The 24,824-nt window shown below is 61.0% G+C and carries 21 protein-coding genes and 1 pseudogene; 15 read left to right on the top strand and 7 right to left on the bottom strand.

What is annotated here, in order from left to right:
• Positions 1-176 precede the first annotated feature (176 nt).
• On the bottom strand, positions 177-929 hold the full coding sequence (locus ACZ0AI_RS00305; RefSeq protein ID WP_463566025.1) for a helix-turn-helix domain-containing protein: 753 nt from the start codon (positions 927-929) through the stop codon (positions 177-179).
• Between the two features lie 216 nt (positions 930-1,145).
• Here ACZ0AI_RS00305 and lon point away from each other — a divergent pair, with 216 nt between their 5' ends.
• From lon to mdoH, 4 genes are all read left to right on the top strand, one after another.
• Complete coding sequence (lon, locus tag ACZ0AI_RS00300; protein WP_463564052.1) at positions 1,146-3,533, top strand: endopeptidase La; 2,388 nt, start codon at positions 1,146-1,148, stop codon at positions 3,531-3,533.
• A gap of 412 nt (positions 3,534-3,945) precedes the next feature.
• The gene (locus ACZ0AI_RS00295) at positions 3,946-5,202 is read left to right on the top strand and encodes an acyltransferase family protein (RefSeq protein ID WP_463564051.1); all 1,257 of its coding nucleotides are present in this window, start codon (positions 3,946-3,948) and stop codon (positions 5,200-5,202) included.
• A 286-nt stretch (positions 5,203-5,488) separates the two neighbouring features.
• Entirely contained in the window at positions 5,489-7,039 is a 1,551-nt protein-coding gene (locus ACZ0AI_RS00290; RefSeq protein WP_463566024.1) for a glucan biosynthesis protein G, read from the top strand.
• Positions 7,036-9,609 (top strand): glucans biosynthesis glucosyltransferase MdoH, encoded by a 2,574-nt coding sequence (gene mdoH / locus ACZ0AI_RS00285; protein ID WP_463564050.1) that lies wholly within the window; start codon positions 7,036-7,038, stop codon positions 9,607-9,609. The genes ACZ0AI_RS00290 and mdoH overlap by 4 nt, the downstream gene beginning before the upstream one ends.
• Here mdoH and ACZ0AI_RS00280 read toward each other — a convergent pair.
• The 3 genes from ACZ0AI_RS00280 to ACZ0AI_RS00270 form a co-directional block, all read right to left on the bottom strand.
• Positions 9,602-10,393 (bottom strand): hydroxypyruvate isomerase family protein, encoded by a 792-nt coding sequence (locus ACZ0AI_RS00280; protein ID WP_463564049.1) that lies wholly within the window; start codon positions 10,391-10,393, stop codon positions 9,602-9,604. The two genes, mdoH and ACZ0AI_RS00280, sit on opposite strands and share 8 nt — an antisense overlap.
• Before the next feature lie 80 nt (positions 10,394-10,473).
• A complete protein-coding gene (locus ACZ0AI_RS00275) occupies positions 10,474-10,842 on the bottom strand; it encodes a DUF5064 family protein (RefSeq protein ID WP_225834241.1) in 369 nt (122 codons plus the stop codon).
• A gap of 206 nt (positions 10,843-11,048) precedes the next feature.
• Positions 11,049-11,354 (bottom strand): DUF2288 domain-containing protein, encoded by a 306-nt coding sequence (locus tag ACZ0AI_RS00270; protein ID WP_463564048.1) that lies wholly within the window; start codon positions 11,352-11,354, stop codon positions 11,049-11,051.
• 295 nt (positions 11,355-11,649) lie between these two features.
• On the opposite strand from ACZ0AI_RS00270, the gene ACZ0AI_RS00265 reads away from it, so the two are divergent.
• The 9 genes and pseudogenes from ACZ0AI_RS00265 to tsaA all read left to right on the top strand — a co-directional run bounded on the left by ACZ0AI_RS00265 (position 11,650) and on the right by tsaA (position 18,900).
• Positions 11,650-12,771, top strand: coding sequence for a branched-chain amino acid ABC transporter substrate-binding protein (locus ACZ0AI_RS00265; protein ID WP_463569917.1), 1,122 nt, complete (start codon positions 11,650-11,652; stop codon positions 12,769-12,771).
• Positions 12,772-13,029: 258 nt separating this feature from the next.
• Positions 13,030-13,953, top strand: a complete 924-nt coding sequence (gene livH / locus ACZ0AI_RS00260) for a high-affinity branched-chain amino acid ABC transporter permease LivH (protein ID WP_225834246.1) — start codon at positions 13,030-13,032, stop codon at positions 13,951-13,953.
• Positions 13,950-15,209 (top strand): annotated as a pseudogene (locus ACZ0AI_RS00255) (high-affinity branched-chain amino acid ABC transporter permease LivM). The gene livH and the pseudogene ACZ0AI_RS00255 overlap by 4 nt, the downstream one beginning before the upstream one ends.
• Positions 15,206-15,973 carry a high-affinity branched-chain amino acid ABC transporter ATP-binding protein LivG gene (livG, locus tag ACZ0AI_RS00250; RefSeq protein WP_463564046.1) on the top strand — a complete coding sequence of 256 codons (768 nt, stop codon included), beginning with the start codon at positions 15,206-15,208 and terminating at the stop codon, positions 15,971-15,973. The pseudogene ACZ0AI_RS00255 and the gene livG overlap by 4 nt, the downstream one beginning before the upstream one ends.
• On the top strand, positions 15,973-16,674 hold the full coding sequence (locus ACZ0AI_RS00245; protein WP_042556484.1) for an ABC transporter ATP-binding protein: 702 nt from the start codon (positions 15,973-15,975) through the stop codon (positions 16,672-16,674). The genes livG and ACZ0AI_RS00245 overlap by 1 nt, the downstream gene beginning before the upstream one ends.
• 22 nt (positions 16,675-16,696) lie before the next feature.
• The gene (locus ACZ0AI_RS00240; protein ID WP_225834250.1) at positions 16,697-16,867 is read left to right on the top strand and encodes a small membrane protein YohP; all 171 of its coding nucleotides are present in this window, start codon (positions 16,697-16,699) and stop codon (positions 16,865-16,867) included.
• Positions 16,868-16,974: 107 nt separating this feature from the next.
• Entirely contained in the window at positions 16,975-17,685 is a 711-nt protein-coding gene (locus ACZ0AI_RS00235; RefSeq protein WP_463564045.1) for an rRNA pseudouridine synthase, read from the top strand.
• 54 nt (positions 17,686-17,739) lie between these two features.
• Positions 17,740-18,201, top strand: coding sequence for a YehS family protein (locus tag ACZ0AI_RS00230; protein WP_225834254.1), 462 nt, complete (start codon positions 17,740-17,742; stop codon positions 18,199-18,201).
• A 6-nt stretch (positions 18,202-18,207) separates the two neighbouring features.
• The gene (gene tsaA / locus ACZ0AI_RS00225) at positions 18,208-18,900 is read left to right on the top strand and encodes a tRNA (N6-threonylcarbamoyladenosine(37)-N6)-methyltransferase TrmO (protein ID WP_463564044.1); all 693 of its coding nucleotides are present in this window, start codon (positions 18,208-18,210) and stop codon (positions 18,898-18,900) included.
• Positions 18,901-19,124: 224 nt separating this feature from the next.
• On the opposite strand, the gene grxD is transcribed toward tsaA, so the two are convergent.
• Both grxD and ACZ0AI_RS00215 read right to left on the bottom strand, forming a co-directional pair.
• Positions 19,125-19,451, bottom strand: coding sequence for a Grx4 family monothiol glutaredoxin (grxD, locus tag ACZ0AI_RS00220; protein WP_463564042.1), 327 nt, complete (start codon positions 19,449-19,451; stop codon positions 19,125-19,127).
• A gap of 112 nt (positions 19,452-19,563) precedes the next feature.
• A complete protein-coding gene (locus ACZ0AI_RS00215) occupies positions 19,564-21,672 on the bottom strand; it encodes a molybdopterin-dependent oxidoreductase (RefSeq protein WP_463564041.1) in 2,109 nt (702 codons plus the stop codon).
• Positions 21,673-21,962: 290 nt separating this feature from the next.
• Between ACZ0AI_RS00215 and argF the strand changes: the two genes are divergently transcribed.
• Positions 21,963-22,883, top strand: coding sequence for an ornithine carbamoyltransferase (gene argF, locus ACZ0AI_RS00210; RefSeq protein WP_042555016.1), 921 nt, complete (start codon positions 21,963-21,965; stop codon positions 22,881-22,883).
• A complete protein-coding gene (locus ACZ0AI_RS00205; protein ID WP_463564040.1) occupies positions 22,880-23,965 on the top strand; it encodes an ABC transporter ATP-binding protein in 1,086 nt (361 codons plus the stop codon). The genes argF and ACZ0AI_RS00205 overlap by 4 nt, the downstream gene beginning before the upstream one ends.
• Here the strand turns inward: ACZ0AI_RS00205 and ACZ0AI_RS00200 are convergent.
• On the bottom strand, positions 23,962-24,747 hold the full coding sequence (locus tag ACZ0AI_RS00200) for a PhzF family phenazine biosynthesis protein (RefSeq protein WP_463564039.1): 786 nt from the start codon (positions 24,745-24,747) through the stop codon (positions 23,962-23,964). The two genes, ACZ0AI_RS00205 and ACZ0AI_RS00200, sit on opposite strands and share 4 nt — an antisense overlap.
• Positions 24,748-24,824: the final 77 nt, after the last annotated feature.

The following is a 24,824-nucleotide window of genomic DNA, read 5'->3' as shown; positions in this document are numbered from 1 at the left end:
CACGCCAACCTCGTACCAAGGTCGCCACACAGGCCTCTCCGGCAATCTGAAGGGGCTGCTGGAAAGATTAGCCGGATGAGTGAAGAAGTTCACGTTTTATCGGATTGACCAAAGGCAAAAGGCCAGCACCCGAAAAGTAACCGACGGCAGGTCGTGAACCGTTTGCCTGAAGAGCTTTATTCGCAGCCGCGTAGCCGCTTGGGTGTAAGGCCGAGGTAGCGGCGCATGGCAGTGGTCAAGGCGCTCTGGCTGGAAAAACCGCATTCCTCGGCGATGCGGATCAGCGGCAAACCGCTCTCGCGCAGCAGCCGTGTGGCACGGTCGAGGCGCGCCTTGAGCAGGTACTGGTGCGGGGTGAGGCCAACACTATCCTTGAACTGGGCATGGAAGTGGCTAGAGCTCAGGCAAGCAACATGGGCCAATTCAGCAACGCTGATCCGCCGGGCCAGGTTGTTGGCGATATAGACGTCCAGGCGCTGTACATCCATCGAGCCATGGCTGCGCCCCGCCGACTCGCCAAACAGGCGTAGATGCAGAGCACGCAACAGCACACCGCCAAGGGAACGAGCCAGCAAGTGATCACTGCCGTAGCGTTCCAGTTCGGCACCGGCATAACAGAGCAGGTGCTGGAAGTCGGCATCCAACTGCGGATAACGCGGCGTATCGAACAGGTGGCCGAGCAGTTGCAGATCCTCGGCGGACATATCCTGCTCGTTGAGATCGACGATCAGCATGCGATTGTCGCCGATGCCTGCGAACTGGTGATCGGCATCGCCTGGCACCAGGCAGGCGCGCATTCGGCACACCTCGCCACCACGCCCGACCACCTCGAACTCGGCACGCCCCGACACCGACATCACCAACTGATGATGGTCGTGAGTGTGTTCGTGGGCCTGGTCGTCCAGGCGCATGAGGCGGGCGTTGAGCATGATTCGCAACTCGATGGGCGAAGCGCGCACTCTACCGCGTTGCATGGAAAAACTGTATGGGCCACGACCGGTGGAATGACGGCCGTTGTACGAAACACCCTGCAAGCATTCCAGGAGCCCCACTGGCGCTCAGAGTTGTGGGCAGATAAGCGAATAAATATTGAAAAAAGCTGACGGCCCCCCATCTAACACTCAACGTGAAAAGACAGGTGCCGCATGAACGAGACGCAAGATATCGAGATCGCTTCGGAGCAGACCAGCCATAGCCTGATGCTGCCCGGCCAGAACCTGCCGGACAAACTCTATGTGATTCCGATCCACAATCGGCCGTTCTTCCCGGCGCAGGTGCTGCCGGTGATCGTCAACGAGGAGCACTGGGCGGAAACCCTGGAGCTGGTCAGCAAGACCGAGCACCGCACTCTGGCCCTGTTCTACGTCGATCAGCCGGTCACCGACCCGCGTCACTTCGACACCTCCACCCTGCCCGAGCATGGCACCGTGGTGCGTGTGCACCACATCAGCGGCGACGACGGAAAAATGCAATTCGTCGCCCAGGGCCTGACCCGTGTGCGTATCCGCGGCTGGCTCAAACACCATCGCCCGCCTTACCTGGCCGAGGTCGAGTACCCACGCAACGACAATGATTCGCGCGATGAGGTGAAAGCCTACGGCATGGCGCTGATCAACGTGATCAAGGAGCTGCTGCCGCTCAACCCGCTGTACAACGAGGAACTGAAGAATTACCTCAATCGCTTCAGCCCCAACGATCCATCGCCACTGACCGACTTCGCTGCCGCGCTGACCACCGCACAAGCGAAGGTGCTGCAGGAAGTGCTCGATACCGTGCCGATCCTCAAACGCATGGAAAAAGTGCTGCCCTTACTGCGCAAGGAAGTGGAAGTGGCGCGCCTGCAGAACGAGCTGTCCGCCGAGGTGAACCGCTCGGTAGGCGAGCATCAGCGTGAGTTCTTCCTCAAGGAACAGCTGAAAATCATCCAGCAGGAACTGGGCATCACCAAGGACGACCGTAGCGCCGATACCGAACAATTCAGCCAGCGCCTGGAAGGCAAGACCTTGCCTGACCAGGCCCGCAAACGCATCGACGAGGAAATGAACAAACTGTCGGTACTGGAAACCGGCTCTCCCGAATATGCGGTTACGCGTAATTATCTGGACTGGGCCACCAACGTGCCCTGGGGCGTGTTTGGCAAGGACAAACTCGACCTCAAGCATGCGCGTCAGGTGCTCGACGACCACCACGCGGGCATGGACGACATCAAAGAACGCATCACCGAGTTCCTGGCTGTAGGCGCCTTCAAGGGCGAGATCGCCGGCTCCATCGTCTTGCTGGTCGGCCCGCCCGGCGTCGGCAAAACCAGTATCGGCAAATCCATCGCCGAATCCCTGGGTCGCCCTTTCTATCGTTTCTCGGTCGGTGGCATGCGCGATGAAGCGGAGATCAAGGGTCACCGTCGCACTTATATAGGCGCCCTGCCCGGCAAGCTGGTACAGGCGCTCAAGGATGTCGAGGTGATGAACCCGGTGATCATGCTCGACGAGATCGACAAGATGGGCAGCAGCTTCCAGGGCGACCCGGCCTCGGCACTGCTGGAAACCCTCGACCCCGAACAGAATGTCGAGTTTCTCGACCACTATCTGGATCTGCGTCTGGATCTTTCCAAGGTGCTGTTCGTGTGCACAGCCAACACGCTGGATTCGATTCCCGGCCCGCTGCTCGACCGCATGGAAGTGATTCGCCTCTCCGGCTATATCACTGAAGAAAAACTGGCCATCGCCAAACGCCACCTGTGGCCCAAGCAACTGGACAAGGCGGGCGTATCGAGCAAGCAACTGACGATAAGCGACGGCGCCCTGCGCGCGCTGATCGAGGGTTATGCCCGCGAGGCCGGTGTGCGGCAACTGGAAAAGCAGCTCGGCAAACTGGTGCGCAAAGCCGTAGTGAAGCTGCTCGAAGATCCGCAGAGCAAGGTCAAGATCGCCGCCAAGGATCTTGAGCAATACCTGGGCATGCCGGTGTTCCGCAGCGAGCAGGTGCTGTCGGGTATCGGCGTGATCACCGGCCTGGCCTGGACCAGCATGGGCGGCGCCACGCTGCCGATCGAAGCAACGCGGATTCACACCCTAAACCGTGGTTTCAAACTGACCGGCCAGTTGGGCGAGGTCATGAAGGAGTCGGCGGAGATCGCCTACAGCTACGTCAGCTCCAACCTGAAGACCTATAAGGGCGACCCGACCTTCTTCGATGAGGCCTTCGTGCACATGCACGTCCCCGAAGGCGCCACGCCAAAGGACGGCCCGAGCGCCGGCGTCACCATCGCCAGCGCCCTGCTCTCCCTGGCTCGCAACAAGGCACCGAAAAAAGGCGTGGCCATGACCGGCGAACTGACACTCACCGGCCAGGTGCTGGCCATCGGTGGCGTACGCGAGAAAGTCATTGCCGCACGCCGACAGAAAATCTACGAGCTGATCTTGCCGGAGGCCAACCGCGGCTCCTACCAGGAACTGCCGGACTATCTCAAGGAAGGCATCACCGTGCATTTCGCCAAACGCTACAGTGATGTCGCCAAGGTGCTGTTCGACTGACTCAACGGCTTCACACCTAGCAGCCCGCCCCGCGTATTTGATGCGGGGCGGGTGCTTAGCGTACGGCCGATGCCCAAAGGGCGGCTGGAGCAAACTTGCCCGCGACTGTAGTAGTCAAGCAAGCATCGACGTTGCGCCAGAAATCACTTCGCCGGCAAGCCGGCTCCTACAATTTTTCACGCGGTCAAAACTGGGGACTGACTCAAGTGCCATGAGCTCGATTCGCGCACATGACACGCTACGTCCCTCCTTACACCCGCTCCCGCCATACCGCCCTTTCCCGGTAAATAAGATAGATCGAAACGCGATTGCCGCTGTCAGAAACTGACCCCGCTGCCGCAAGGCTGCGCAGTGAAGCTCTCTGCGCAGGTCGATTTGTGCCCGGAAGATGGTTGATATAAGGAGATCGGGAATGACCCGAACCGACAAGGAACATTTCATCGGGCTTGAGTGGCTGCGCTTCATACTCGGCCTGTACATCGTGGTCTTCCATACCCTGCACAATTACGCGGAACAGAAGCTGCCGATCATCAAGCAGCTCAGCGGTGTCGGCTTTTTTGCCACAAGTACGTTCTTCGTGCTGTCCGGTTTTCTGCTCGCCCACGTCTACTGCAAGCGCGGTGAGCTGCGCGAGCCGGCGGTGAGTTTCTGGAGCAGGCGTTTCGCCAACCTCTATCCACTGCACATCTTTTCCCTGCTGCTGACCATCACGGTCATCTTCATCATCAGCAACCTGGGCATCCCGCCGGACGAGACCAAGGCCACCATCCGTTTCGTGGTGTACGACACCAACGAAGACATGACCGGAATCTCGCGCACCACCCTCGAACACTTCATGGGCAACGGCGAGCTGGCACTCAATACGGTGCTGCAACTGTTCATGCTGCAGGCCTGGAATCCGTTCTACCTAACCTTCAACCCGCCACTGTGGTCGATCTCCACGCTGTTCTTCTTCTACCTCACCTTTCCCTTCGTCGCCCCACGCCTGGCGCGCCTGAAGCACAAGGTGCTGTGGCTGGGCGTACTCACCCTGATCTACATGATTCCGCCGACCTTGGTGATCCTCAATGGTGACTACGGCATGCCGTTCACCGGCATCCTGCACCGCAACCCGCTGGTGCGCCTGCCGGAGTTTCTTGCCGGCATTCTCGCCTACGGCCTGTTCCGTGACATGCGCGACGCTGGCCGCTCGCCGGGCGGCGCAGGCATCGGTCTGATGATCGTCGCGGTGCTGACCTGCTTCTTCGGCGCGGCCTGGCTGGTCGAGGGCGAGCAGTACTGGTACTACCTGCTGCACAACGGCCTGCTCCTGCCGTCGCAAATGATGCTGATCTACCTGTGCGCCCTGGCGCCTTCGCCGTCCAGTGAGCCGGTACGCCGCTGGTCGCAGCGCCTGGGGGCTGCCTCGCTACCGCTGTTCGTGCTGCACGTGCCGGCCTTCACCCTGTTCTCACGTTCGGAGAAGGTGCTCAGCGTGGCGTCGACCGAGTGCTTCGCCAACTGGGCGCAATGCGCGGTTCAGGCCGGCGAGCAGACCTTGTCGATCGCCTTCTACCCGCTGTTCCTGCTGCTCACCGTGATCCTCTGCGTCTGGGCCCAGGAGAACGCGGTGGTGCCGACCCGCAAGCAGCTCTTGAAGTTTCTGCCTGTGAAGCGCAGCACACTCTGAGAACCTGTTCACAACCTGCTGCGCGTCTGCCCTACTGCGTTAAAAACAGGCTCGGCCTGCTCATTTACAGCTCGTAAACTCCGCGTCCTCGCCTATTTTTGCCTTGTATGGCTCTAGCTCGCGAGGTCGTGAACAGGCTCAGAGCGAAGCGGCGGGAAATTCACAGGAATCATCTGCAACGATCACGGTCGGAAGGAGATGTTCGGCCGACCACGCCGCTGTTTCTTACTGTTTTCTGGAGGGATCTGTGATCCTCAAAACCGTCAAGGCATCTGTCCGTCACAGCATGCTTCCAGCCGCGCTGTGCCTGGCCTGCACCACTTCATTGTTCAGCGCCAATGTGCTGGCCTTCTCACTCGATGACGTGGCATCAGACGCCAAGGAATTGCTGGACAAGCCTTACGCTGCTCCAGCCGTCAACCTGCCTAGCGAGCTGCGCACCCTGCAGTTTGCCGATTACCAGAAGATCAAATCGCTCGAAGACAAGTACGAATGGGCCGACAGTAAAACCCCGTTCAAATTGAGTTTCTATCACCAGGGCATGCACTTCGACAGCCCGGTGAAGATCAACGAAGTGACGTCCACCAGCGTCAATGAAATCAAGTACGACCCCGCGCGTTTCGATTTCGGTGACCTGAAGATCGACAAGGATGGCGATGCCATCAAGAATCTCGGCTACGCCGGTTTCCGCGTGATGTACCCGATCAACGCCAAAGGCAAGTCCGACGAGATCATGAGCCTGCTTGGCGCGAGCTATTTCCGGGTGATCGGCAAGGATCAGGTGTACGGTGCCTCGGCCCGCGGCCTGGCCATCGACACCGCCCTGCCGAGCGGCGAAGAATTCCCCTATTTCCGTGAGTTCTGGATCGAACGCCCCAAGCCGGAAGACAAGCATCTGGTGATCTTCGCGCTGCTCGATTCGCCGCGCGCCACCGGTGCCTATCGTTTCATCCTGCGCCCGGGCAAGGACTCGGTGGTAGACGTGCAGTCGCGGGTATTCCTGCGTGACAACGTCAACAAGCTGGGCATCGCCCCGCTCACCAGCATGTTCCTCTACGGCCCCAGCCAGCGCTCAAGCAAGCCGAATTACCGCCCTGCACTGCACGACTCCAACGGCCTGGCGATCCATACCGGCAACGACGAGCACATCTGGCGCCCATTGAACAATCCGCAAAACCTTGGAGTCAGCACGTTCGAGGTTGAGAACCCAAAAGGCTTCGGTCTGCTTCAGCGCGGCCGCGACTTCGCCCAGTTCGAAGACCTGGAAGATCGCTACGAGCAGCGCCCCAGCGTGTGGATCGAACCCAAGGGCGAATGGGGCAAGGGCAAGGTCGAGCTGGTGGAAATTCCTACCCCGGACGAAACCAACGACAACATCGTCGCCTTCTGGACGCCTGACGAGCAGCCCAAGCCGGGCGAGCCGATGCAGTTCGACTACCGCATGCACTGGACCAAGGACGAACACGCGCAACTCGGCCAAGAGACGGCCTGGGTCAAACAAACCATGCGCAGCGCCGGCGAAGTCAAACAGCCCAACCTGACCCGCAAGCTCGATGGCAGCACCGCCTTGCTGGTGGATTTTGAAGGCCCGGCCTTGGCCAAACTCAAACCCGACGCGGCAGTGACGTCCAACGTCAGCGTCAATGACAACGCCGAGTTGCTGGACAACAGTCTGCAGTACAACCCAGCGACCAAAGGCTGGCGCCTGACGCTGCGCCTCAAGGTCAAGGATCCTAAGCAAGCGGTGGAAATGCGCGCGGCTCTGGTCGAGGGTGACAAGACCCTCAGCGAAACCTGGAGCTATCAACTCCCACCTAATACGGTTACCGCCCCATGAAAACCACCGAGCAGTCCGCCCTGGACGAGTACCTGGACAGCCTGCCGCTGAGTGTCACTGAACGTGAAGCCTTGGCCGACTGCCGCGACTTTACCGAACTGCACAGCCGCCTTGGCGGCACGCAGGCGGCAAGCGCCGAAGAGGCCGTGCATAAATCGGCTGCCCGACGTATCGAACTGGGCGCAGGAGAACCGCTGGAAGCCACCGGTCTGCTGTCGCTGGATGCGGCCGGGCGGCCAATTCTGCGCGCTGCACCGCCCCTCAACCGCACCAAGATGACCCCCGAGCCGTGGCGCACCAACCTGCTGACCCGCGGCTGGCGCGCGCTGTTCGGCAAGTCCAACCCGCCTCGCCCGCCAAAACGCGAACTCGAGCCCGCACGCTGGCGCCGGGTAGGGTCGCTGCGCCGCTATGTGTTGTTGATACTGATGCTGAGCCAGACTGCCGTCGCGACCTGGTACATGAACAGCATCCTGCCCTATCAGGGCTGGTCGCTGATCAACCTGCAGGAAGTCATGGAGCAAGGCTGGCAGGAAAGCCTGCTGCAGGTTCTGCCCTATGTGGTGCAGGGCAGTATTCTGGCTCTGTTCTCATTGCTGTTCTGCTGGGTGTCCGCAGGTTTCTGGACGGCGCTGATGGGCTTCTGGGAATTGCTGCGTGGCTATGACCGCTATGGTATTTCCGGCAGCAGTGCCGGTAACGAGCCAATCGATGCCAAAGCCCGCACCGCGATCATCATGCCGATCTGCAACGAGGACGTGCCACGGGTCTTCGCCGGCCTGCGTGCCACCTACGAATCGGTGGCGGCCTCGGGCGAGCTCGATCAGTTCGACTTCTACGTGCTCAGCGATACCGGCGATGCCGACATCGCCGTGGCCGAGCAGCGCGCGTGGCTGGAGCTGTGCCAGGAGACCAAAGGCTTCGGCAATATCTTCTACCGCCGTCGTCGTCGTCGCGTGAAGCGCAAGAGCGGCAACATTGACGACTTCTGCCGTCGCTGGGGCGGCGATTACCGCTACATGATCGTGCTCGATGCCGACAGCGTGATGAGCGGCGAATGCCTGACCAAGCTGGTACGGCTGATGGAGGCCAATCCCCAGGCCGGCATCATCCAGAGCTCGCCCAAGGCGGCGGGCATGAACACCCTGTACGCGCGCCTGCAGCAATTCGCCACTCGCGCCTACGGCCCGCTGTTCACCGCAGGCCTGCACTACTGGCAGCTCGGTGAATCCCATTACTGGGGCCACAACGCGATCATCCGCATGCAGCCGTTCATCGAGCACTGCGCCCTGGCTCCGCTGCCGGGCACAGGCTCGTTCGCTGGCGCCATCATGTCCCACGACTTCGTCGAGGCATCACTGATGCGCAGGGCTGGCTGGGGGGTGTGGATCGCCTACGACCTGGAAGGCAGCTACGAAGAGCTACCGCCCAACCTGATCGACGAGTTGCAGCGCGACCGGCGCTGGTGCCACGGCAACCTGATGAACTTCCGCCTGTTTCTGGTCAAAGGCATGCACCCGGTACACCGGGCGGTGTTCCTGACAGGGGTGATGTCTTACCTGTCGGCACCGCTGTGGTTCATGTTCCTACTGCTCTCCACCGCCCTGCTGGCCATTCACACGCTGATGGAGCCGCAATACTTCCTGGTGCCCGGTCAGTTGTTCCCGGTATGGCCAAGGTGGAACCCGGAAAAAGCCATCGCGCTGTTTTCCACCACCCTGACCCTGCTGTTCCTGCCCAAGCTGCTCGCCGTGATACTCATCTGGATCAAAGGCGCCAAGGCATACGGCGGCGCGTTCAAAGCGACCCTGAGCATGCTGTTGGAGATGCTCTTCTCGGTGCTGCTGGCACCGGTGCGCATGCTGTTCCACACCATGTTCGTCAGCGCCGCGTTCCTTGGCTGGCTCGCCACCTGGAACTCACCGCAGCGCGACAACGGCATCACCACCTGGGGCGACGCCACACGCCGCCATGGCTGGCAGGCGTTGCTGGGTGTCGGCTGGACAGCGGGCGTGGCCTGGCTCGACCCGAACTTCCTGTGGTGGCTGTCGCCGATCGTGGTGTCGCTGATGCTGTCGATTCCGGTCTCGGTATTCTCCAGCCGTCTGAGCCTTGGGCTGCGCAGCAAGAAGGTTAATCTGTTCCTGATTCCTGAGGAGTCCAACCCGCCTCAGGCGCTGCTCTCCACCTATGCCTATACCCGGCATAACCGCGAGCACGCCATGGAAAACGGCTTCATCGAAGCCGTGCTGCGCCCCTTCCCCAATGCGCTGGCATGCGCCATGGCCACGGCTCGTCACGGCAATGCAGCGCTGATCGAACAGGCGCGGCAACGTGTCCTCGGCGAAGCCCTGGAGCTGGGCCCTAAAAAGCTCGATGGCAAGAGCAAGCTGGCACTGCTAAGTGATCCGGTGCTGCTCGCTCGTCTGCACACGCAGTTGTGGCAACAGGCCGAACAGCACCCGCTGTGGCGCCACGCTTACAACCAGAGCACACCAACCCAGGCGGATCGCGGCAACCTGGCGCTCAAGCTGCCCGCGGCTGGCGTAACCGCTCCTCTGGTCAATTGATCGCAGGCGCCCGCCACGCGTTCAACCAGCCCAGGCTGGCACGGGTATCGCCCTTTTCAGGGCGGCACTCGGCACCCAGCCAGCCCCGGTAACCACTGTTCTCCAGCGCCAGCCGCAAGGCAGCGAAATCAATATTCCCACTCCCCGGAGCACCGCGCCCCGGACAGTCGGCGAATTGCACATGGCCGATATTCCCGGCTAGCACTTCGACAGCCTCGACGGGATCTATCCCCTGCCGCGCCATGTGATAAATATCCAGCTGAGCCTGGAAATTGTCATGATCGACCTGGGCCAGCAACGCCTGCAGGTGCTCCAGCGTATTGATCAGAAACCCCGGCATGTCGATGGGGTTGATCGCTTCGCTGACCACACCGATACCCAAGGCCTGGAACGCCTCAGCCGCCTTGCGGATGTTGTCGCTCAAGGTGTCAAGCGCCTGCTCCCGCTCAAGACCTTCGGCCAGCCGTCCCGGCAGCACGTTGATGAATTGCGGGCGCACCATGGCCGCGTAGGTCAGCGCCTCCTGTAAAGCCTGGTCGAATGCTGCCTGGCGTGCGGGCACCGCAGCCAGCCCAGGCCCGCCAGCGATGAAGTCACCGCCTGGAAAGTTCATCAGCGCCAGCAGCATGCCCGCCCGCGCCAGTTCGTCCTTCAGGCGAAGCGCCGGTACCTCATAGGGAAACTGGATTTCCACGCCATCGAAGCCCGCCGCAGCGGCTGCGACGATACGCTCGAGCAACGGCCGCTCGGTGAACAGCATGGTCAGGTTGGCAGATATTTTCATGCATGACTCCAGGCTGTCGCGGGCCGAAGCGCCGACCGAGCCTTTGAAGTGAATTGAACCTGCTCGCCTCTCGACAACACTTACAGACCATCTTTCTCAAGATGATCGAGATCAACCGGCTCGCCGCTATGAGCGCCCAGACGCTGACGAATATCCTCGAACATCTGGTCGAACTCTTCGTGCTCGTGACTGATCAGCACCACACTGGTTGGCAAGCCATGCTTGTGAGCCAGGCGGCTGACCACGCTGGCGAAGTTGAAGGCGGTATCACGGTGCAATTCGAACGACTCTTCGAACGCCGCCCCTGCGATTTCCCCCTTGAGGGACACGTGCAGCATCGGCCCTTCGGCCGCATCCTGGCGCACGTCGTAATGCAGGTCGATGGCATAGGTGGGTATCTCACCCGCCGCCAGGCTGTTGCCGCGAAATAGATGGCCGGGCTCGAACATAAGCACTCTCCTGTGCTGAGGGATTCCCCGAAACGCCAAAAGGCTTCCGGTCTCCTGAGCATAGACATCCAGACTCGGCGATGATGCCAATCTCCCAGCGCCCCAAATCGACCCACACGGAGCACCAAAATAAAGCATAAAAATCGTTTACCACCCCTGGAAGAGTCCTATTCCAGAGCGGTTAAAACGAACGTTCGAAACCAACGCTACTTTTCAGCGCGCTCCTGCACCAAAACCCAGGGAGCAACCACCACAGCCCAGAGCGATGGATCACGCGCCAGCAGATCCTCCGCGTGCCTGTCGCTCAACACCGCGACCCGCGCCGAATCCAGCCATTCAGCAACCGCTTCTCTATGGTTCTCGGCAACCGCCTCGGCCACCGCAATCAGATCTGCGTTACTGTCGACCCACAGCAGCGAGCCACGGGCAAAGAACGGTTGCAGCTCCTGCCAACGGATAGGAGCCGTTTCGCCGAGCAATTTGGCATAGAGGGTGCTTGGTTGTTCATTCATGGCAGGCTCCATCGTGAAGGGTCGTTTTTTCGACGGCCGCCATGATAGCGATGGGTGGCGAGCAGACAAGCCGTGTCAACCACCCGTCAGTCAGGAATCCGCCGTTTATCTATACATTTCTTGCAATTACGCGACATTCCTACCTTTCTTCCTCGACTACCGACTTTCCAAGGCGCAAATCAGCGCTCTACACTGTATCGGTACAGTTGCCGGGGGTATGGCCGGAAAAGTCGACTCCGGTTCTGCTGCTTTGGCTGCCAGAACTACAACAATGAACACAATGAGTGGAGCACTAATGAACAACGCTACTAAGCAGATTTCCAAGCTGTTCGCCGCTATGGCCCTGGCTGGCGCTGCCAGCTACTCGGTCGCCGCCGACACCATCAAAATCGCCATGGCTGGCCCGGTGACCGGTGCTGTTGCCCAGTACGGCGAAATGCAGTTCATCGGTGCCAAGATGGCCATCGAACAGATCAACAAGGCCGGTGGCGTGAACGGTGCTCAGCTCGAAGGCGTGACTTATGACGACGCCTGCGATCCCAAGCAAGCCGTGGCCGTTGCCAACAAGATCGTCAACGATGGCATCAAATTCGTCGTTGGCCACCTGTGCTCCAGCTCCACTCAGCCGGCGTCGGACATCTACGAAGACGAAGGCATCCTGATGATCACCGCGGCCGCTACCAGCCCGGAAATCACCGCCCGTGGCTACGAGCTGATCTTCCGCACCATCGGTCTGGACAGCCTGCAAGGCCCAACCGCCGGCAACTTCATCGCTGACCACGTCAAGCCGAAGAACGTCGCTGTCATCCATGACAAGCAACAGTACGGTGAAGGTATCGCCACAGCGGTCAAGCAGACCCTGGAATCCAAAGGCGTGAAAGTTGGCCTGTTCGAAGGCATCAACGCCGGTGACAAGGACTTCTCCTCGCTGATCGCCAAACTCAAGCAACAAGGTGTGGACTTCGTCTATTACGGTGGCTACCACCCAGAACTGGGCCTGCTGCTGCGTCAGTCCAAGGAAAAAGGCCTGGACGTTCGCTTCATGGGGCCGGAAGGCGTAGGCAACAAGGAAATCTCGGCCATCGCCGGTTCAGCCTCCGAAGGTATGCTGGTGACTCTGCCGCAATCCTTCGACCAGGATCCGAAGAACAAAGCGTTGGTTGACGCGTTCAAGGCCAAGAACGAAGACTCCAGTGGGCCATTCGTGTTCCCAGCCTACGCTGCCGTTCAAGTGATTGCCGGCGGCATCGAGAAAGCCGGTAGCACCGACACCGCCGAAGTAGCTGCCGCCCTGCGCGCTAACACCTTCGACACCCCGACCGGCGCCCTCAGCTTCGACGAGAAAGGCGACCTGAAGGACTTCAACTTCGTGGTTTACGAATGGCACCAGGACGGCACCAAGTCCGAAGCCAAGTAAGTCACCCCGCCGAAGAAGCTGATTCATGAGCTAGCGAGCTAGCGCCATGCAAGGCAAGAACAGGCGAGGAAGCGGAGTGTACTTTTGTACATGAGCATTCCGAGCCTGCTCTTAACGCAGCAGGGCCGACGCGCAGCGAATCATGAGCAGGTTCTGAACCAAGAGCCCACTGCTGCAGTGGGCTTTGTTTATTGAAAGAATTCCGGTTTCGCGCTGCGCCACAAGCGCTGCCGTGCGCGACAACCCAGGAGTTAGGCAATGCCTGATCTTTACCACTACCTGCAACAGCTGCTCAACGGTCTGACCGTCGGCAGTACCTATGCCCTGATCGCCATCGGCTACACGATGGTCTACGGCATTATTGGCATGATCAACTTCGCCCACGGCGAGGTGTACATGATCGGCTCTTACGTCGCCTTCATCGCCATCACCCTGCTGGCCATGATGGGGCTCGATAGCCTGCCACTCATCATGATCTGCGCCTTTGCGGCGAGCATCATCGTCACCAGTGCCCTCGGCTACAGCATCGAACGGGTCGCCTACCGGCCGCTACGCGGTGGTAACCGGCTGATCCCACTGATTTCCGCGATTGGCATGTCGATTTTCCTGCAGAACGCCGTGATGCTTTCTCAGGACTCCAAGGACAAAGCCATCACCAACCCGCTGCCCGGCAACTTCGTGTTTGGCGAAAGCGCCATGAATGGTGTGGTGATTTCCTACATGCAGGTGCTGATCTTCGTGGTCACCTTCCTGACCATGATCGGCCTCACCTTGTTCATCTCGCGCTCACGCCTGGGTCGCGCCTGCCGCGCCTGCGCCGAAGACCTGAAGATGGCCAACCTGCTCGGCATCAACACCAACAACATCATCGCCCTGACCTTCGTCATCGGCGCTGCACTGGCAGCCGTTGCCGCCGTGCTGCTGGGCATGCAATACGGCGTGATCAACCCGCATCTGGGCTTCCTCGCAGGTATCAAGGCATTCACCGCCGCGGTACTCGGCGGCATCGGCAGCATCCCGGGTGCCGTGCTTGGCGGCCTGGTGCTGGGTGTGGCGGAAGCCTTCGGCGCCGATATTTTCGGTGACCAATATAAGGATGTCGTCGCCTTCAGCCTGCTGGTGCTGGTGCTGCTGTTCCGCCCGACCGGCATCCTCGGCCGTCCGGAGGTTGAAAAGGTATGAGCAAGAACCTCAAGACCGCCCTGTTCAGCAGCATCCTTCTGCTGCTGATCTCCTACCCGATCCTCGGCCTCAAGCTCAGCGTCGTCGGCATCAGCCTGCAGGTACAAGGCGCCAGCGCCAAGACCCTGTGAACCATCGGCATCGCCGCCGCGCTACTGTTCGTCTGGCACCTGGTGCTGCGTGATCTGCTGCTCGGCGGTGACAAGCTCAAAAGCGTTCTGCCGGGCGTACCGCAGAACCTGAAGAACTCGCTGACCCTGCCCAGCGTGCAGCGCTGGATCATGCTCGCGCTGTTCGTCGTGGCGCTGGCCTGGCCGTTCTTCGGCTCCCGCGCGGCGGTGGACATCGCCACACTGATCCTCATCTACGTGATGCTGGGTATCGGCCTGAACATCGTGGTCGGCCTCGCCGGTCTGCTCGACCTGGGTTACGTCGGCTTCTACGCGGTGGGTGCCTACACCTATGCGCTGCTTGCCGAGTACGCAGGCTTCGGCTTCTGGACGGCATTGCCGATAGCCGGCCTGATGGCGGCCACCTTCGGCTGTTTGCTGGGTTTCCCGGTACTCAGGCTACGCGGTGACTATCTGGCCATCGTGACCCTGGGCTTTGGCGAAATCATCCGCATCATGCTGCGCAACCTCACCGACATCACCGGCGGCCCGAACGGCATCAGCTCGATTCCCAAGCCGGAACTGTTCGGCCTGTCGCTGGATCGTCGCGCGCCGGATGGCGGCCAGACCCTGCATGACTTCCTCGGCATCGCCTACAACTCCACTTACAAGGTGATCTTTCTGTATCTGATCGCCCTGCTATTGGTGCTGCTGGCCATCTTCGTGATCAACCGCCTGATGCGCATGCCGATCGGCCGCGCCTGGGAAGCCTTGCGCGAAGATGAAATCGCCTGCCGTGCCCTCGGTCTCAACCCGACCACGGTCAAGCTCTCGGCCTTCACCATCGGCGCCAGTTTCGCCGGTTTTGCCGGCAGCTTCTTCGCTGCTCGTCAGGGGCTGGTAACGCCGGAGTCGTTCACCTTCATCGAGTCGGCGATGATCCTCGCCATCGTCGTGTTGGGTGGCATGGGCTCGCAGCTCGGCATCATATTCGCGGCCATCGTGATGACCCTGTTGCAGGAGATGCGCGACTTCAACGAGTACCGCATGCTGATATTCGGTCTGACCATGATCGTGATGATGATCTGGCGTCCGCAGGGCCTCATGCCCATGCAGCGCCCACACCTGGAGTTGAAACAACGATGAGCCGCCCGATTCTAGAAGTGAGCGGCCTGTCCATGCGTTTTGGCGGCCTGCTGGCCGTCAACGGGGTCAGCCTCTCGGTCAATGAAAAACAGGTTGTGTCGATGATCGGCCCGAACGGTGCCGGCAAGACCACGGTATTCAACTGCCTGACCGGTTTCTACAAACCGACCTCGGGCAGCATCCGCCTCAACGGCGAACAGATCGAAGGCCTGCCGGGCCACAAGATCGCTCGCAAGGGCGTGGTGCGTACTTTCCAGAACGTTCGCCTGTTCAAGGAAATGACCGCGGTGGAAAACCTGCTGGTCGCCCAGCACCGCCACATCAACACCAACTTTCTGTCCGGCCTGTTCAAGACCCCGGCGTTTCGCCGCAGTGAGCGCGAGGCCATGGATTACGCGGCGCATTGGCTAGAGCAGGTCAACCTGACCGAATTCGCCAACCGCACCGCCGGTACCCTGGCCTACGGTCAGCAGCGCCGCCTGGAAATCGCCCGCTGCATGATGACTCGGCCGAGCATCCTCATGCTCGACGAGCCGGCCGCGGGTCTCAACCCGCGGGAAACCGACGACCTGAAAGCGCTGATCGGCGTGCTGCGTGACGAGTACAACGTGACCGTGCTGCTGATCGAGCACGACATGAAGCTGGTCATGAGCATTTCCGACCACATCTTCGTGATCAACCAGGGCACGCCCCTGGCCGACGGCACGCCGGAGCAGATCCGCGACAATCCGGACGTGATCAAAGCCTACCTGGGGGAAGCGTAATGCTGTATTTCGACAACGTTTCCACCTTCTACGGCAAGATCCAGGCGCTGCACGGCGTCAGTGTGGAAGTGCGCCAGGGTGAGATCGTCACTCTGATCGGTGCCAACGGCGCCGGCAAGTCCACGTTGCTGATGACTCTGTGCGGCACTCCGCAGGCCACCAGCGGCAGCATCCGCTACCAGGGTGAAGAGCTGGTCGGCATGGAAACCCCGCTGATCATGCGCAAGAGCATCGCCGTGGTGCCGGAAGGCCGCCGCGTGTTCGCTCGCCTGACCGTCGAGGAAAACCTCGCCATGGGCGGCTTCTTCGGCAGCAAGGCGGACAATCAGGAGCAACTGGACAAGGTGCTGCACCTGTTCCCGCGCCTGAAAGAGCGCCTGGTACAACGTGCCGGCACCATGTCCGGCGGTGAACAGCAGATGCTCGCCATCGGCCGTGCGCTGATGAGCAAGCCCAAGTTGCTGCTGCTCGACGAGCCGTCTCTGGGTCTGGCACCGATCATCATCCAGCAGATCTTCGACATCATCGAACAGCTGCGCAAGGACGGTGTGACCGTGTTCCTGGTCGAGCAGAACGCTAACCAGGCGCTCAAGCTGGCCGACCGCGGCTATGTGCTGGAGAACGGCCGGATCGTCATGCAAGGCAGTGGCCATGATCTGCTGAATGATCCCAAGGTGCGTGACGCCTACCTCGGCGGCTAGCCCGCTCTCCCCTGCGGCCGCAATGGCCGCAGGGCAGATTTACCCTGAACGATGCCAGCGCCACTCCAGTCCCAATACTGAACGGACGAAAACAGGAGTCGCCCCCATGCTGAAGTTCCTCGGCAGCACCATCGGTATCATCTTCCTTATCGGCCTGCTGGTCGTGATCGGCATCTTCTCGCTGATTTTCTGATTGGCAGAACCTGAAAGCCGGGCGCCCTGCCCGGCTTTGTTCATGCCACGCGCATGACGCGCCTCACGGCGGTACAATGGGTATCTATTCGCCGACGATGTCCTGCCATGACCGAACCCCTACGCCTCTCCAAACGCCTGATCGAACTGACCGGCTGCTCACGCCGCGAGGCCGAACTGTATATCGAGGGCGGCTGGGTCACGGTCAATGGTGAAGTGGTTGACGAACCTCAGCGCAAGGTGACCGACGAAGCTGTAGTACTGCTTCCGGATGCCGTTGCCGAACCTTTGGTGCCGGTCACCCTGCTGCTGCACATTCCCAGCGGACGCTTTCCCGAACGCGCAGCCGAAGAGATCGGCCCGGACAGCCGCTGGCCGGAGGATCGTTCCGAGCAGCGCACGCTCAAGGGTCACTTCAGCAACCTGACACCCTGCATTCCCCTGCAGGCAGGCGCCGACGGTCTGCATGTGCTGACGCAGGACTGGCGTATCGAGCGCAAGCTCAAGGACGACCAGAGCAAGCTGGAGCAGGAATACGTGGTCGAGGTCAGCGGTGAGCTGTCGAATCGTGACCTCAAACGCCTCAACCATGGCCTGGTGTTCAACGGCACCGCATTGGCGCCCTGCAAGGTCAGTTGGCAGAACGAAACCCGCCTGCGCTTCGCCCTGAAAAATCCGCTGCCCGGCCAATTGGTATTCATGTGTAACGCCGTGGGCCTCAAGGTGCTGGGCATGAAACGCATCCGAGTCGGCGGCGTACCGATGTCCAAGGTGCAGCCCGGACAGTGGCGCTATATGGGCGTCAAAGAACGTTTCTAACCTCTATTCTTCCGGCCTCCCCTTTAACGTGGGCCTCTCCAATCAGGAATTTTCATGCTCAATAATGATGTGCTGCGCAGCCTGCGCTATATGCTCGATGTCAGCGACGCCCAACTGACCGAAATCGTTCAGCTGGGTGGTAAGCCGGTGACCGTTGAAGAGATCACTGCGGTACTGAAGAAGGATGACGAACCCGGTTACCAGGATTGTGACGACGAACTGCTGGCCCACGCACTCGATGGCCTGGTGTATTTCAAGCGCGGCAAGGATGACAGCCGCGCCGCACCGGCCTTGGAACTGCCGGTGACCAACAATCAGGTGCTGAAAAAACTCCGTGTGGCCTTCGAGCTGAAAGAAGACGATGTGCACGCCATCATGCGCAGCGTCGACTGCCCCGTGTCGAAGCCGGAAATGAGCGCACTGTTTCGCAAGCAAGGCACCAGCAACTACCGTATTTGCGGCGACCAATTCCTGCGTAACTTCCTCAAGGGTCTGACCCAGCGTCTGCGCGCCTGATACGCCATGAGCTACCAGGTTTCGCCCATCGGTTATGTGCGCTCTTGCTTCAAGGAGAAGTTCGCCATCCCCCGCCAGCCACAACTGGCGCCCGCCGCGCGTGGCGTACTCGAGCTATGCGCGCCGTTCGATCAGGGCGATGCAGTGCAGGGCCTGGAGCAGGTCAGCCATGTCTGGCTGCTGTTTCTCTTCCATCAGGCGCTGGAAGATACGCCCCGGCTCAAGGTGCGCCCGCCGCGCTTGGGCGGTAACCGCGCCATCGGCGTTTTCGCGACCCGAGCGACTCATCGTCCCAACGGTATCGGCCAATCAGTGGTACGCCTGGATCGCGTCGAAAGCGGGCGATTGTGGCTGTCGGGTATCGACCTGCTCGACGGCACCCCGGTGCTCGACGTCAAACCCTATGTGCCTTACGCCGATAGCGTGCCTGACGCCCACAACCATATCGCTGCGGATGCTCCCGTGCGGATCGAGGTGCAGTGGCAGGACAGCGCATTGGCTCAGGCCCGCGAACACGGCCTGCGCTTGAACGAGCCACTGGCCGAACTGATCGAACAGTGCCTGGCGCAGGATCCACGCCCCGCCTACCAGCAACCCCAGCCGGAGCGCCGCTACGGCGTACGCCTGTGGGATGTCGAGGTACATTGGCACTATCCACAATCCGGCTGCATTCGCGTGCTGGACGTAACGGTGGCGTAGACGGGCAGCTGATCCAATTGGTGGGCTCAAGCCCACCCTACCCTAGTCCTGCAGCGCGGCGATATCGTCATAGGACGCCAAGCGTGGGCGCGCGCGAGCTGTAGGGTGGGCTTTAGCCCACCAGATCGAACGCGGGTTTTCGCCACGGCCTGCCGCCTGACCTTCGTGCAGGCAAAAAAAATCCGCAGCCATTGCTGGCTGCGGATTTCGGGAAGGTCAGACGATCAGGCGCCGGCTTTCTCGACGGCTTCCTTGATCAGGGTCTGCAGCTCACCCTTTTCGTACATCTCGCTGATGATGTCGCTGCCGCCGACCAGTTCACCACCGACCCACAGTTGCGGGAAGGTCGGCCAGTTGGCGTACTTGGGCAGGTTGGTGCGAATTTCCGGGTTTTGCAGGATGTCGACGTAGGCGAATTTTTCGCCGCAGCCCATCAGAGCCTGCGCAGCGCGAGCGGAAAAGCCGCACTGCGGCGCGTTCGGAGCGCCTTTCATGTACAGCAGAACGGTGTTGCTGGCGATCTGCTCTTTGATCGTTTCGATGATTTCCATGGGGGCACCTCAGAACTGGACTATCCGACTCACGGGTCGATACGGTGCACGCATTGTAACCAAAAGCCGAGCGCAATGCTCGGCCATGCTGCATACGCGAACAAGGCACCGCTCAAGCCGCGACCACCTGCACCGGAACCCCATTGAGTACCGCATTGCCCGACAGCCGATCCAGCTGGCGTTCATCGGTCAGGTCGTTGGCGCTAGCCCCCAGCGTGGCACTGGCGATGCTCACCTGCACACCTGGCCGCCCATGACCCCAACCATGGGGCAGGCTGACCACGCCCGGCATCATCTCATCGCTCGCGAGCACTTCGACCTCGACCACGCCAACCCGCGAGCTGACGCTGACGCGCTGGCCATCGCTGAGCCCGCGCTGCTGCATATCCTGGAAGCTCATCAACAATTGATGACGCGGCTTGCCCTTCACCAGCCGGTGATAGTTGTGCATCCATGAGTTGTTGCTGCGCACATGCCGGCGGCCGATCAGCAGCAACTGCCCGGGATCGACTGCAGCTTGCGTGGCGAAACGCTGTACATCCCCGAGCAACAGCGCCGGTGCGGCCTGCACCCGGCCATCGGCGGTTTTCAGGCGTGCCGCCAGGTTCGGGCCAAGCGGGCCGATATCCAGGCCATGGGGGTGTTGCCGCAGGGTCTGCAGCGAAAGCTTGAGTGGCGACTGATCACCATAGGGGCCGAAGCGCAGCCCGAGGTCGATCATCTGCTGCGGAGTCTGCGTGGGCTTCAGCACAGCGCCGGTCTGCGCTGCGAAGGCCTTGGCCAGGCCGATGAAAATCTCCCAGTCGTCCAGCGCACCCTCCGGCTTGGGCAATACCGCCTCGTTGAAGCGGGTGACGTTGCGCACCGCGAACAGATTGAACGTGGTGTCGTAATGGTCGTGCTCCAGCGGAGCGGTGGATGGCAGGATCAGGTCGGCATGGCGGGTGGTTTCGTTGATGTACAGATCCACGCTGAGTATGAAATCCAGACCTTCGAGCCCCTGCTCCAGTTGCCGCCCGTTAGGCGTCGACAGCACCGGATTGCCTGCGACGGTAATCAGCGCGCGCACCTGGCCGTCTCCGGCAGTGAGCATTTCCTCGGCCAAAGCACTGACCGGCAACTCGCCGCCATATTCGGGCAAACCGGAAACCCTGCTCTGCCAGCGATCGAAATGCCCGCCGGACGTCGCGCCGACCAGATCCACCGCCGGCTCGGTGCACAACACCCCACCCACCCGGTCGAGATTGCCGGTCACCAGGTTGATCACCTGCACCAGCCACTGACACAGCGTGCCGAATGCCTGGGTGGATACGCCCATGCGGCCATAGCACACCGCCTTATCCGCTGCCGCGAAATCCCGTGCCAACTGGCGTATGGCCGAAGCCGGAATACCACAACGCGGCGCCATCAGCTCGGCGGTAAAGGGCAGCACAGTCTGCTCTACCTCATCGAGGCCGGAGACAGGCAGATGGCTGGTTCGGCACAGCCCCTCCTCGAACAGGGTGCTGAGCAGCGCCAGCAGTAAGGCCGCGTCCTGCCCGGGACGAATGAACAGATGCTGATCGGCGATGGCAGCGGTCTCGCTGCGTCGTGGGTCGACCACCACCAGACGGCCGCCACGTGCCTGGATCGCCTTGAGGCGTTTCTCTACGTCGGGCACGGTCATGATGCTGCCATTGGAGGCCAGCGGATTGCCGCCGAGGATCAGCATGAAATCGGTGTGATCGATATCGGGCACGGGAATGAGAAAACCATGGCCGTACATCAGGTGGCTGGTCAGGTGGTGCGGCAACTGGTCAACCGAGGTGGCGGAATATCGATTGCGGGTCTTGAGCAGGCCGAGAAAGTAGTTGCTGTGGGTCATCAACCCGTAATTGTGCACGCTAGGATTGCCCTGATAGACGGCTACCGCGTTTTGCCCATGCTTGGCCTGCACCGCAGCCAGACGCTCGGCCGCCAGGGTGAAGGCTTCGTCCCAGCCGATCGCCTGCCAGCGATCGCCGATACGACGCATCGGCTGGCGCAGGCGATCCGGATCGTTCTGGATGTCCTGCAGCGCCACCGCTTTGGGGCAGATATGGCCGCGGCTGAACGGATCATCACGATCACCCTTGATGGAACGTATCTGTGGCTCACCGTCGGTGGCGTGCTCTACCTCAAGGGTCAGCCCACAGATGGCCTCACACAGATGGCACGCACGGTGATGGAGGGTCGTGGTCATGGCCAGCCTCGTCTTCTTTGTTCGAAAAGCAATCATGGGCGCCTCAGGGTCGCCACACCAGCAGCCTATTCGGCGTGAATCCCCGACCATCAGGGCCGTGCATCAGGCGGCTCTGGCCAGTCTTTCAGGACGTTACACTTGGCAATCTGGGCGGATTTGCGCGTAGGCGTCATTTACTTATAAGATCGGCGGCTTCCCCGTTTCGTCGCACTGTGCGGCCCCCAGCCGTAGGTTCCTCCGTTTTTCCGTGAAAAACGAACCTACGGCCTGTTGTCAAAAGGTAGTTAACGATGAGCGCAAGACACTTTCTCTCGCTGAAGGACTGCACACCGGATGAACTGGTGGGCCTGATCCGACGCGGCATGGAGCTGAAAGGCTTGCGCAACAGCGGCGTGCTGTTCGAACCGCTGAAGAATCGCGTGCTGGGCATGATCTTCGAGAAAGCCTCGACCCGTACCCGCCTTTCTTTTGAAGCGGGCATGATCCAGCTCGGTGGCCAGGCCATCTTCCTGTCGCCCCGTGATACTCAACTGGGCCGCGGCGAACCGATCAGCGACTCGGCCATCGTCATGTCGCGCATGCTCGACGCGGTGATGATCCGTACCTTCGCCCACAGCACCCTGACCGAGTTCGCCGCCAACTCCCGGGTGCCGGTGATCAACGGCCTGTCGGACGATCTGCACCCGTGCCAGTTATTGGCCGATATGCAGACCTTCCACGAGCAGCGCGGCAGCATCGTCGGCAAGACCGCGGCCTGGATCGGCGACGGCAACAACATGTGCAACTCCTATATAGAAGCGGCCATCCAGTTCGACTTCAACCTGCACGTCGCCTGCCCGCAAGGTTACGAGCCTGACGCCGCGCTGCTGGCCGAAGCCGGCGAGCGCGTGAAGATCTTCCGTGACCCGCGTGAGGCCGTGGCCGGCGTTCACCTGGTGAGCACCGACGTCTGGGCTTCCATGGGCCAGGAAGAGGAAATCGCCGAGCGCCACAAGCTGTTCGCGCCCTATCAGGTGAACCGCGCCCTGCTCGATGCAGCCGACGAGAACGTGCTGTTCCTGCACTGCCTGCCCGCCCACCGTGGCGAGGAAATCAGTGAGGATCTGCTCGACGATCCCCGTTCGGCCGCCTGGGATCAGGCAGAAAACCGCCTGCACGCGCAAAAGGCACTGCTCGAATTCCTCGTCGAACCGGCGTATCACCACGCATGAGCCAGCCCATGCTGTTGAGCCTGCGTAACCTGGGTTGCGGCTACGGTGAGCAGCGCATCGTGCAGAATCTCAATCTGCACCTGAATCCGGGTGATATCGGCTGCCTGCTCGGCCCGTCCGGCTGCGGCAAGACCACCACCCTGCGCGCCATCGCCGGCTTCGAGCCGGTGCTGGAAGGTGAAATCAGCCTGGCTGGCGAGGTGATTTCCCGCCCTGGCTTTACCCTGGCACCCGAGAAGCGTCGCATCGGCATGGTGTTTCAGGATTACGCGCTGTTCCCGCACCTGAGCGTGGCGCAGAACGTGTCCTTTGGCATTCGCAAGCAGCCCGACTGCGAGCAGGTCACCCGCGAGCTGCTGGAGCTGGTCAAGCTCGATCACCTGGGCAAGCGCCACCCCCATGAGCTGTCCGGTGGCCAGCAACAGCGTGTGGCGCTGGCGCGGGCACTGGCCACCAACCCGCAGTTGCTGCTGCTCGACGAGCCGTTCTCCAACCTCGATGGCGAGCTGCGCCGACGTCTCAGCCATGAGGTACGCGACATCCTCAAGAGCCGCGGCACCAGCGCCATCCTGGTGACGCACGATCAGGAAGAAGCCTTCGCCGTCAGTGATCAGGTCGGCGTATTCAAGGCTGGGCATCTGGAACAATGGGACACGCCGTTCAATCTCTATCACGAACCCCAGACGCCCTTTGTCGCCAGTTTTATCGGCCAGGGTTACTTCATTCGTGGCCAGTTACTGGCGCCGGATGAGGTACAGACCGAACTGGGCAGCATTTGCGGCAATCGTGCCTATGCATGGCCACTCGGTAGTGCCGTGGACGTGCTGCTGCGCCCGGACGATATCGTCCACGACCCGCAAAGCTCACAAAAGGCGCTGGTCGTCGGCAAGAGCTTCCTCGGTGCGGCAACGTTGTATCGCCTGCAATTGCCGACTGGCAGCCAGCTCGAAGCGCTGTTTCCGAGCCATGCCGATCACCAGCCGGGTGAGCAGGTCGGGATTCGCATTGCGGCGGATCACCTGGTGGCGTTCGCCGCAGCGGGCAGCGTGGCTGCCCCCTCGTTCCTGGAACGCAACACCTAACACTCGAAATGGAGTCGGCCACTGCTCACCAGACGAGCATGGCCGGCGATCTTCACCCGCTCCCCATCCTGACGACACCAGAGAAACCCACCGCGCTTGCCGCCCTGGTAGGCGCTCAACTCGGTCTTGCCCAATCGCTGCGCCCAGTATGGCGTAAGAATGCAATGGGCTGAGCCGGTTACCGGATCCTCGTCGATACCCACCGCCGGTGCGAAGTTGCGTGAAACGAAATCCACCGCCTCACCCGCTGCGGTAATGATGACGGCACCCCAGGGCAGTTTGCCCAACGCGCGCAGATCAGGATTGCAAGCACGCACCGCATCTTGCGACTCGAGCAGCACCAGCAATTGCGGGGCATCCAGCACGGCGAGCGGCGTTTGCCCGAGAATCTCGGCGAGCCCCTCAGGCCCGGCAATGGGGGTCGGACGCTGGCAGGGGAAATCAAGCGCCAGGCGATCCTTGTCACGACTCACTGCTAGCGTGCCGCCTGCATAAAGGAAGTCGATACGCTCACCTACCTCGCCATAACACTCGAACAGCACATGGGCGCTGGCCAACGTCGCGTGCCCGCAGAGTGGTACTTCGGTCGTCGGCGTAAACCAGCGGATGCGCCAGGCGGCGCCCTCCTTCACCACGAATGCGGTTTCAGCCAGATTGTGCTCGGCGGCGATCTGCTGCATCAGTGCATCGTCGAGCCAGCGGTTCAGGCGATAGATCACCGCAGGATTACCCGCGAAAGGCTTGTCGCTGAATGCATCGACCTGATGGAACTCGAGGGGCATGGGGTGATTCCTGTGAGCGAGTGAAGAAGGTCAGCATGCCCGCATCGGTGCCGAGCACTGCAATACAGCGAGCCGCC

Source organism: Pseudomonas sp. AC355, from assembly GCF_979258205.1.
The sequence above is the reverse complement of the archived record's forward strand: the minus strand, read 5'-3'. Positions and strand labels throughout refer to the sequence as shown.

Coding starts and splice junctions, on each gene's coding strand:
- ACZ0AI_RS00235 (WP_463564045.1), top strand. CDS start 16,975: ATGACCGAACCCCTACGCCTCTCCAAACGCCTGATCGAACTGACCGGC.
- ACZ0AI_RS00230 (WP_225834254.1), top strand. CDS start 17,740: ATGCTCAATAATGATGTGCTGCGCAGCCTGCGCTATATGCTCGATGTC.
- ACZ0AI_RS00265 (WP_463569917.1), top strand. CDS start 11,650: ATGAACAACGCTACTAAGCAGATTTCCAAGCTGTTCGCCGCTATGGCC.
- ACZ0AI_RS00240 (WP_225834250.1), top strand. CDS start 16,697: ATGGCCGCAGGGCAGATTTACCCTGAACGATGCCAGCGCCACTCCAGT.
- ACZ0AI_RS00245 (WP_042556484.1), top strand. CDS start 15,973: ATGCTGTATTTCGACAACGTTTCCACCTTCTACGGCAAGATCCAGGCG.
- ACZ0AI_RS00270 (WP_463564048.1), bottom strand. CDS start 11,354: ATGAATGAACAACCAAGCACCCTCTATGCCAAATTGCTCGGCGAAACG.
- ACZ0AI_RS00200 (WP_463564039.1), bottom strand. CDS start 24,747: ATGCCCCTCGAGTTCCATCAGGTCGATGCATTCAGCGACAAGCCTTTC.
- livG (WP_463564046.1), top strand. CDS start 15,206: ATGAGCCGCCCGATTCTAGAAGTGAGCGGCCTGTCCATGCGTTTTGGC.
- ACZ0AI_RS00205 (WP_463564040.1), top strand. CDS start 22,880: ATGAGCCAGCCCATGCTGTTGAGCCTGCGTAACCTGGGTTGCGGCTAC.
- ACZ0AI_RS00305 (WP_463566025.1), bottom strand. CDS start 929: ATGCTCAACGCCCGCCTCATGCGCCTGGACGACCAGGCCCACGAACAC.
- lon (WP_463564052.1), top strand. CDS start 1,146: ATGAACGAGACGCAAGATATCGAGATCGCTTCGGAGCAGACCAGCCAT.
- ACZ0AI_RS00280 (WP_463564049.1), bottom strand. CDS start 10,393: ATGAAAATATCTGCCAACCTGACCATGCTGTTCACCGAGCGGCCGTTG.
- ACZ0AI_RS00215 (WP_463564041.1), bottom strand. CDS start 21,672: ATGACCACGACCCTCCATCACCGTGCGTGCCATCTGTGTGAGGCCATC.
- grxD (WP_463564042.1), bottom strand. CDS start 19,451: ATGGAAATCATCGAAACGATCAAAGAGCAGATCGCCAGCAACACCGTT.
- ACZ0AI_RS00275 (WP_225834241.1), bottom strand. CDS start 10,842: ATGTTCGAGCCCGGCCATCTATTTCGCGGCAACAGCCTGGCGGCGGGT.
- argF (WP_042555016.1), top strand. CDS start 21,963: ATGAGCGCAAGACACTTTCTCTCGCTGAAGGACTGCACACCGGATGAA.
- ACZ0AI_RS00295 (WP_463564051.1), top strand. CDS start 3,946: ATGACCCGAACCGACAAGGAACATTTCATCGGGCTTGAGTGGCTGCGC.
- mdoH (WP_463564050.1), top strand. CDS start 7,036: ATGAAAACCACCGAGCAGTCCGCCCTGGACGAGTACCTGGACAGCCTG.
- tsaA (WP_463564044.1), top strand. CDS start 18,208: ATGAGCTACCAGGTTTCGCCCATCGGTTATGTGCGCTCTTGCTTCAAG.
- ACZ0AI_RS00290 (WP_463566024.1), top strand. CDS start 5,489: ATGCTTCCAGCCGCGCTGTGCCTGGCCTGCACCACTTCATTGTTCAGC.
- livH (WP_225834246.1), top strand. CDS start 13,030: ATGCCTGATCTTTACCACTACCTGCAACAGCTGCTCAACGGTCTGACC.